This is a genomic window from Okeania sp. SIO3B5 (genome assembly GCF_010692555.1).
Classification (GTDB): domain Bacteria; phylum Cyanobacteriota; class Cyanobacteriia; order Cyanobacteriales; family Microcoleaceae; genus Okeania.
Window position 1 is genome coordinate 1 of sequence record NZ_JAAHHG010000470.1, and the last position, 7,848, is coordinate 7,848.

Annotated in this window: 7 protein-coding genes; 4 read left to right on the plus strand and 3 right to left on the minus strand. The window is 36.4% G+C overall.

All coding sequences use genetic code 11. From position 1 onward, the window contains the following. Nucleotides 1–316 precede the first annotated feature (316 nt). On the minus strand, nt 317–1,723 hold the full coding sequence (locus F6K54_RS35675) for an ATP-binding protein (RefSeq protein ID WP_293088517.1): 1,407 nt from the start codon (nt 1,721–1,723) through the stop codon (nt 317–319). A 236-nt stretch (nt 1,724–1,959) separates the two neighbouring features. On the opposite strand from F6K54_RS35675, the gene F6K54_RS35680 reads away from it, so the two are divergent. Next, nucleotides 1,960–3,459 (plus strand): PEP-CTERM sorting domain-containing protein, encoded by a 1,500-nt coding sequence (locus tag F6K54_RS35680; RefSeq protein WP_293088519.1) that lies wholly within the window; start codon nt 1,960–1,962, stop codon nt 3,457–3,459. Nucleotides 3,460–3,615: 156 nt separating this feature from the next. On the opposite strand, the gene F6K54_RS35685 is transcribed toward F6K54_RS35680, so the two are convergent. Further along, nucleotides 3,616–4,221, minus strand: coding sequence for a hypothetical protein (locus F6K54_RS35685; protein WP_293088521.1), 606 nt, complete (start codon nt 4,219–4,221; stop codon nt 3,616–3,618). A gap of 122 nt (nt 4,222–4,343) precedes the next feature. Beyond that, on the minus strand, nt 4,344–4,574 hold the full coding sequence (locus F6K54_RS35690) for a DUF433 domain-containing protein (protein ID WP_293088523.1): 231 nt from the start codon (nt 4,572–4,574) through the stop codon (nt 4,344–4,346). A 273-nt stretch (nt 4,575–4,847) separates the two neighbouring features. Here F6K54_RS35690 and F6K54_RS35695 point away from each other — a divergent pair, with 273 nt between their 5' ends. From F6K54_RS35695 to F6K54_RS35705, 3 genes are all read left to right on the plus strand, one after another. Further along, nucleotides 4,848–5,759, plus strand: coding sequence for a hypothetical protein (locus tag F6K54_RS35695; RefSeq protein WP_293088525.1), 912 nt, complete (start codon nt 4,848–4,850; stop codon nt 5,757–5,759). A gap of 371 nt (nt 5,760–6,130) precedes the next feature. Further along, on the plus strand, nt 6,131–6,397 hold the full coding sequence (locus tag F6K54_RS35700) for a hypothetical protein (RefSeq protein WP_293088527.1): 267 nt from the start codon (nt 6,131–6,133) through the stop codon (nt 6,395–6,397). Between the two features lie 277 nt (nt 6,398–6,674). After that, nucleotides 6,675–7,499, plus strand: coding sequence for an ADP-ribosylglycohydrolase family protein (locus F6K54_RS35705; protein WP_293088529.1), 825 nt, complete (start codon nt 6,675–6,677; stop codon nt 7,497–7,499). The last annotated feature ends 349 nt before the right edge of the window (nt 7,500–7,848 follow it).

The following is a 7,848-nucleotide window of genomic DNA, read 5'->3' on the forward strand; positions in this document are numbered from 1 at the left end:
CCTTACTAATGTTGGGTTTATCCTAACGGATAAGCTCCGCTTTTTCCTACGGAATGCTCCGCAAACATGTCGCGCAGCGTTAGCGGAGCTTTGCGTCAGCAAAACGTCCCTCAACCCAACCTACACTGATTGCACCATTTTAGCTGTGTCAGTCCAGTAGGGTGTGTTAGCGATAGCGTAACTGAGCAACACCCTATATATACTGCCTTTGCGTAAGTTGAACGGTAGTGTTAGCGTAGCTTATCCGTAGGATAAACCCAACAAAACCTTGCTAATGTTGGGTTTCGGCTTCCTCAACCCAACCTACGCCTATTCCCTATTCCCTATAATTTTTTATATAATGCTTAAATATAGGTTTAACGCTAAATGAAATCTCTTTTTCCTCTGTAATTTTATCTATCAAACTTCGTCTTTCTAAAGATAGTAATGTCTGAAATAATTCTGGTGATGATAATTGTGATTTTTCTAATAATTGAGAAACTGAAACAGATTTTTGTTGTTCGCTCAGTAGAGAAATAACTTGTTTTTCTAATTCAGACAAACGTTGAAAATGCTGCTGGAAAATATTGGTTAATTCTCTGCACAAAAATAATGGTTGATAACTCAAATATTGAGCGACAATCCCACCCAATAAATTTTTAATTGTCTGCCCTACTAATTTTAACCATTGGGGATTACCTTGATAGAAATTTATCAATTCTTGCCATTTTTCTTCATCCGATAATCCTTGATTTTTCAGCATCTCACGCGCCACCTTTTCTGTTAAACCAGTTAACTGAAATAAACGTACTGCTGAGTCATTATCTGTAAAGTTGAAAATTTCTAAAGGTGGCTCCCAACTATTAAGAATCAAACAACTATTATGGGGTAATTCTCCGATAATTTTAAATAGGTTGCCATAGTTTTCATATCCTGATTTATAGTTACCAATAAGTTGCCCATTACTGAGTATTTGTTGTACGTCATCTAGAATAATTAGACATCGGCGATCGCGTATTTTTTCTACGAGCAATGACAGTTGAGCATCGGTATTATTGGGAAAGTCTGTTTCTGTTACGTTGGAGATAATTTCAATTAAATTTTTGAGGGTTACGTTTAGGGGTGGAGATGTGCGGAGGGTGCGCCAGATGATGTGGTCGAAATCAGATTCTATTTGTGGGATGAGGTGACGAATAATTGTGCTTTTACCGATACCGCTTATTCCTGAAACGGTGATGAGACGACAACGATGTTTGAGTATCCAGGTTTTGAGGGTAGTGAGTTCGGTGGAGCGATCGTAGAATGTTTTTTTGATATCTGGTGCGTCTCTGAGGTCGAGTTTTTGTAGTGGAGTGTTATTTTTGTTTGTTGTTTGTGTAATAGGTAATTTTTGTTTGGTTTCTGGGGAATGAGTGTTATCTGTACAGAGATTAATATTACCTTTTAGACAATTGTTTCCTCCTATAAATACATTTGAAAAGTTAGAAACTTGATATCTTTCCATCGCAGCGCGGAAATTTGATTTATAAATTTTTTCATTTAATTCCTTTGAAATAAGTTGCCATAAATTTGAAGCGACATTGCCCACATGAAATTTAGTGCAGTGATATTGTTGAGCAACCTTTGAGTATTTTTCCCCTTGCCAAGTAGCGCGTAATATTGCTTTTTGGAGACTATCAAGGTGTTTGCCAGTTTTGTCAAAAACCACATCATCGACAAACCTTAAAACTTCATTAAGAGTCATTTATAAACTTGTTTGTGAATTTTCTTTGATTATATCAAGATATTTTCTGAGTTTTTCTGATATTAAAGGAAAAAATATGATTTTTTATGATGTAATTATTTTTTAAATACATGATATTTTCTGATTTTTTATGAGCATGATACGATGGAATATTTGCTTAAAAGTGCTGGAAAGACAAATATAATATAGAACCATATTCACTCAAAAAATATTAACTGCACTAATGAGGTGTGAAAATGAGTTTTTGTGTGCAAAAAAAAGGGGTAAAAATCTGCTCTACCATTGGTTTTGTTTCAGCACTTTTAGGTTGCTTAACATTAATCCCAAAATTAGCTAATGCTGCCAGTATAGGATTTCAAGGCAACGACTCAGTAATCTACCGAGAACAACTTCCATCAGATCCTTTATGGGTGTGGGATGCTCCTTGTGGAAATGGTTATCAGGGGCAGGTTTACAACGGTCATCAAGGAACTGTTCTTTCTTCCAACTATTCAACAATATCTTGTTATGGGGGAACATACGACTGGTATAACGTATCCTTTAATGGAGGGCCAACAGGATGGGTAGCAGGGGATTTTTTGTTTAATGATTATAATCAGCTTTCTATTAATGGAAATGCCACTGTCAGAACAGAAATAGGGGATTCGTTATATGTTTGGAGTCAGCCAGGAGGCGGGCAGAATGTAGGTTTTCTACAACCAGGTACTCAGGTGACAGTACGAGAGCGGGGTCCTGTTATGGATGTTTTTGGAGGAACATATAACTGGTTTCGAGTCGATCAAGGATGGGTAGCAGGGGAATTTTTACAATCAAATACTTCTATTTCTAATCCTATACCAATTCCTGCTCCTAATCCAGTTCCATTACCACCACCACCACCGCGGCCGCCCACTGCTTCTTTAGTTTTTGTAGATGATAATGATTGGAGAATACCTGGTCTAGATCATGTGGGCTTAGAATTTAACGGTCTTGTTTATGAGTCAGTTCCATCACGAGGTGTTACAAAACATCGAAAGCCCGAAGACATGGAAATCACAAGAGAACTTTCTCTTAATTATGATTTAGCAACTGCTATGGAAAGGAAAATACAAGAGAAAATTAATCAAGGAGCAGGTTATGCTGATTTAACACCTTTTATTCACAACTTACATCCCTTTTTCCAAAAAGGAGGTCTTGGTCAGTTTACTTGTGTCGGATTAATAGAATGGGCTGCTGAAAAGGCTGGACATCGTGGAGGTCAAGGATTTATTAGTTGGTGGAATGAGTATATTTCTTTGGGCTGGAAAACATTTTCTACACTTACACCAAGTTTATTATATTGGTCTCAAAAAAATCCATTTATAATGCACGATGCAGTATTACATGGATTTTTAGACCCTGTAGACTTTATTTTAACTGACCCACTAGGTCGTCAATTTGGATATACAGAAGAATTAGGACTAATTGAGGAAATTCCAGGTGCTTTTTACACGGGAGATGGTTGGGCAGAACAATTTTTGATATCAGGTTTAACACCAGGAGACTACACCCTTCAATTATTCGGTTTAGATGACGAAGCGAACGTAGCATTTGGTAATTCAACAGGTGGTGCTTCCTTCTCTGGATACTTAGAAAGAGGAGAAACACACACATTGGTGTTTACCGTTGCAACATCTGTTCCCGAATCTTCTACAACTTTAGGTTTACTAGCTGTTGGCGCTATTGGTGCAAGTTCATTGCTGAAGCGCAGACTATAATTTATTAGTCGGTGGGCAAATATTGGTTTGTTTATATTAATAGTAAATTTTGTCATTTTGCTCACCCTACCTATTACTTTTTTTCCAGAAAAAAGGATTAAATTGAGTTAGGCGATCGCTCATCCCTAACCACATCTCCAAAAGCGATCGCCACTTTCACAAAAACTTAACCGATCTAATCATTTCCACCAAAATTCCTATAATTTTCCTCGAATCTTTAATATAGTAATTCTCTACATCAATAAACACTACATTCTTTTCCAATTTCAAAAATTTCCAGATATGACCTGTCGTAACCGCACCATAAACAAAAGGAACATCCTTACCATCTTGTTCATTATATATTTCAGCCGCCACCATTTCTGCAATACATTCTCCTAAACCACCAACTATCCTTTCATTTTTAGCCTCTATAAGAACAACTACAGGAGTATCCAAATATAATTGTTCCGGAGATTGACTAATAATAAAATCACAAAATCCATTTAATCCCTTATCCCGATCAACTGAGAAATCTATACCCGAAAAAAAACTGATTTGAAGTTGCCTTTTAATCTCCAGCAAAATATTAATAATTATTAGTTCAGAACTTGCTTTTTCTGTTGCGATCGCTAAAGCAATAGGAACATTTTGCTTCAACATTTCAGCTAAAAGATTACTAATATCTACAGGTTCAACTTGAGAAAATAAATCTTCTGTTTCTATAATTTTTAAATTAAACTCAGCTTTTACTTTTTTTAAATCAAAATCACTATATGACATTTTATCTATTCCTGATCATATCCTGCTTGCCGTAAAAATTCAGCATGAATATTGCTCAAATTTTCATCTAACTTAACTAACCATCTAACTTAACTAACATTTAGCAAAACCCAGAAAAAAACTTAGATTAGAGGTAATAATTCTTCTTCTGTGACTAATTTAGCAGCATAAGCGACTGCCACTCTCACATCCTCCAAACTCAAAGGCGGATAATCTGCAATAATCTCCTCTGGCGTTAATCCCTCTGCTAAATTATCAAGAATAACTGAAATCATAATTCTTGTACCTCTAATACATGGCTTCCCATGACAAACATTTTGGCTGATGCTAATACGTTCTTGCCATTCAATCATTATAATTTTCCGATGAATTACAAAGAAATTTATCTCCTAAATTATACTATTAATTACCGATAAAATATTCTGAAAAAAATACTTATTTCTAACATTAATTGTCAATGGTATAGTATCCTGAGATTAGTAGAAAATATTCGTGGTATCATGTCCGGCTAATCAACGATCAAAAACTTTTTCCCTTATAGTCTTTTCTTCCCTTCTACCTTCTGCCTCCAGGATAGCTGCCTTCTGCCTTCCTTCATTCAAAGTGTAAATATTTAACCGGACGATATGACAAGAACTCCCCACGACCAATTTGCCAAACAATATTTAGAAGAGTTACTAACTCTATTAGGCAAAGTAGAAACCAGTCGCGATGTTGCCAGCGAAGTCCGAGAAATAGATGTATATTTTATCCCTGTCATTCCACCACCGACAGACCCTCAAATTTTAGGGTTATTAGGCAAAATGGCAGCTACTACTTCTGTTTACGAGCCATTTCGTAATCAACCACAACGACTAGAAATACTAGACTGTCAAGCAAAACTTAACTTTGTCATTAACCAACAAAAACGTAAAGCTAGACGAGAAAACACTGCCTATACTGAAGCCGAATGGCCTCTATTGTGGATTTTGTCCCCCTCTTGTTCGGCCAGAATCATTGATGGTTTTGGCGCTAAACCAGATTCAAGTGGTCAATGGCCTACAGGTATTTATTTTTTGCCAGATTTTCAAAACACAGCAATAGTAGCCATTAATCAATTACCAATTAACCAGGATACTCTCTGGTTGCGGGTATTGGGAAAAGGTCAAACACAAGAGCAAGCCATTTTAGAATTGGAAGCTTTACCAAAAGGCAACCCACTGAGGGAAAATCTAACCGAGCTTCTGGCAAGCTGGCACATCACAATTCAAGTAAGAGACAATATAAATGAAGATGACAAGGACTTACTGATGAAACTATCACCTGTTTATTTACGTTGGCGCGAAGAGACCTTGGAGGAAGGTGTCCAGCGAGGTGTCCAACAAGGCGAACAAAGGATAAAGCAAATGATTGAAAATTTCCTCAATGTCCGGTTCGGTTCTCTAGACCCAGAGTTATTGGCCATTATTGAGCCGATGTTGCAGTTGTCTCCAGAGGAGTTGACTCCTTTATTATGGAGTGCTTCTCGTGAGGAATTATTGGAGAGGTTTAGTGAGTAGTTAATGATAGGAGTTTCGACTTAGTTAACAATTTGCGCAATTTAGCGACATAATACGCTAGTTCTCACATGCAAGTAGTAACGAGGGTGACATTTGTATCTTCTGCACTAATCGCTGCTATTCGCATTTCTGGCAGTCTATCTATATAGACATAGACCTCTCCAGAAATCCCGCTCCCTACTAGGAGCTAGTAAGGGTTTGAGGACTTTTTTAGTTATGTTAATTGACAAAGACTTAAATGTAAGTATAGAGTGTACAGATGCGGTTGGCTTGACCGTCAATGCCTGTGGATGAGTAACCGCCGACGGCCTCAGTAGAAGCAGGAAGTAAACATCAATTTGTCACGTTATGTGACGCTTTGTATCAGTTTTATGAAGCAGTTACTGATGAAGCGATCGCCTGTTTATTTACGTTGGCGCGAAGAGACTTTGGAGGAAGGTATCCAGCGAGGTGTCCAACAAGGCGAACAAAGGATAAAGCAACAAATGATTGAAAATTTTCTCAATGTCCGGTTTGGTTCCCTAAACCCAGAACTATTGGCCATTATCGAGCCGATGTTACAGTTGTCTCCAGAGGAGTTGGCTCCTTTGTTGTTAAATGGTTCTCGTGAGGAATTATTGGAGAGGTTTAATGGGTAATTTGATCAAGTTATTTTCTGTTTGTTGAAGTTATGGCTAGGATATTTCCAGTTTGCTAAAAATGCCCATAGAAAAATCAAGAATAGTAGGAAGGTAGGCAAATATTTAATTATCTATCTCAATGGTAAATATTGTGATTTTTGTCTACCCGCTCTTTTCTTAAAAATAATGCTTAAAAATTTAGTTTATTGAGGGAAATCTCTAATTTTTCAACTTAGTCACAGAAATTATCTTACTTTTGACTTTTGATTTTGACTATATGTTACTATAACTTGCTATTAGTGATGCCTACGGAGCGGGTTTTGAATATGCACCACTGAATTTTATTAAAGCACATAATAATCTTTTTACTTATGTCAAACATCCAAGACATAGACTTATTCCTGGCTCCTATACAGATGATACTCAAATGAGTATTGCTATTACCGAAATGATAGTTTATCAGCAACTTTGGACGCGACAAAATTTAGCCGATAAATTTGTTGAAGCTTTTAAAAGAGATGAACGAGAAGGATATTCTAGTAAATTTTATGACTTTTTAAAACGAGTGAAAACTGGTCAACAATTTTTAGCAGAAATAGGTGGTACAAGTGATAAAAGTGGGGCTGCAATGCGAGCTGCTCCGATTGGAATTTTTCCTACTATTAAAGAAGTGAAAGAAAAAGCAACTATTCAAGCAGCTATTACTCATAATAGTCCTGATGGAATTGATGCAGCGATCGCTTCGGCTTTAATGAGTCATTATTGCATTTATAATTTAGGTGAAAAAAGTAAATTAGGAAAGTTTATTGAAACTCATGTTCCTGGAAAACCTTGGTCAGAACCTTGGGATAAAAAAGTAGGTTCTAAAGGTTGGATGAGTGTCAGAGCTGCTATTACTGCGGTGGAAAGAAATGAGAAAATGAGCAGTTTATTAATGGATTGTATTAATTTTACAGGGGATGTAGATACGGTAGCAACTATAGCTTTAGCTGCGGGTTCTTGTAGTGTAGAAATAGTTCAAGATTTGCCAGAAAATCTCAAATTATTGTTAGAAAACGGTAAGTATGGACGAGATTTTTTAATAAATCTAGACCGACAATTAATGGGTATGAAAGTATAAAAAATGTGGGAAAAGCTGCAAAAAAAAATGCAGGCAATTGCAGGCATATAATACCATTTTGAAAAAAGAATGTTACGAATAATAAGTGCAATAAAAAAAAATTGCAGGAAATGTCTCTTTGATAAAAAAGATAATTTATGACCTAAAAACTGGTATTATACCAATTTGAAAAAAGAATGTTACGAATAGTAAGAGCAATAAAAAGACTTGACATGAAATGTCCCTTTGACAAAAAAGATAATTTACACCCTAAAAAATGGTATTAAAGCCATCCATTCTGACTCCTGACTCCTGACTCCTGACTCCTAAGAAATACCCTAGATATTTGTAGCAAACATTTATCAATCTG

Bases quoted from the DNA above. Each gene is read 5' to 3' on its own strand.
- F6K54_RS35685 (WP_293088521.1), bottom strand. From the start codon at position 4,221: ATGTCATATAGTGATTTTGATTTAAAAAAAGTAAAAGCTGAGTTTAAT.
- F6K54_RS35690 (WP_293088523.1), bottom strand. From the start codon at position 4,574: ATGATTGAATGGCAAGAACGTATTAGCATCAGCCAAAATGTTTGTCAT.
- F6K54_RS35695 (WP_293088525.1), top strand. From the start codon at position 4,848: ATGACAAGAACTCCCCACGACCAATTTGCCAAACAATATTTAGAAGAG.
- F6K54_RS35675 (WP_293088517.1), bottom strand. From the start codon at position 1,723: ATGACTCTTAATGAAGTTTTAAGGTTTGTCGATGATGTGGTTTTTGAC.
- F6K54_RS35700 (WP_293088527.1), top strand. From the start codon at position 6,131: ATGAAGCAGTTACTGATGAAGCGATCGCCTGTTTATTTACGTTGGCGC.
- F6K54_RS35680 (WP_293088519.1), top strand. From the start codon at position 1,960: ATGAGTTTTTGTGTGCAAAAAAAAGGGGTAAAAATCTGCTCTACCATT.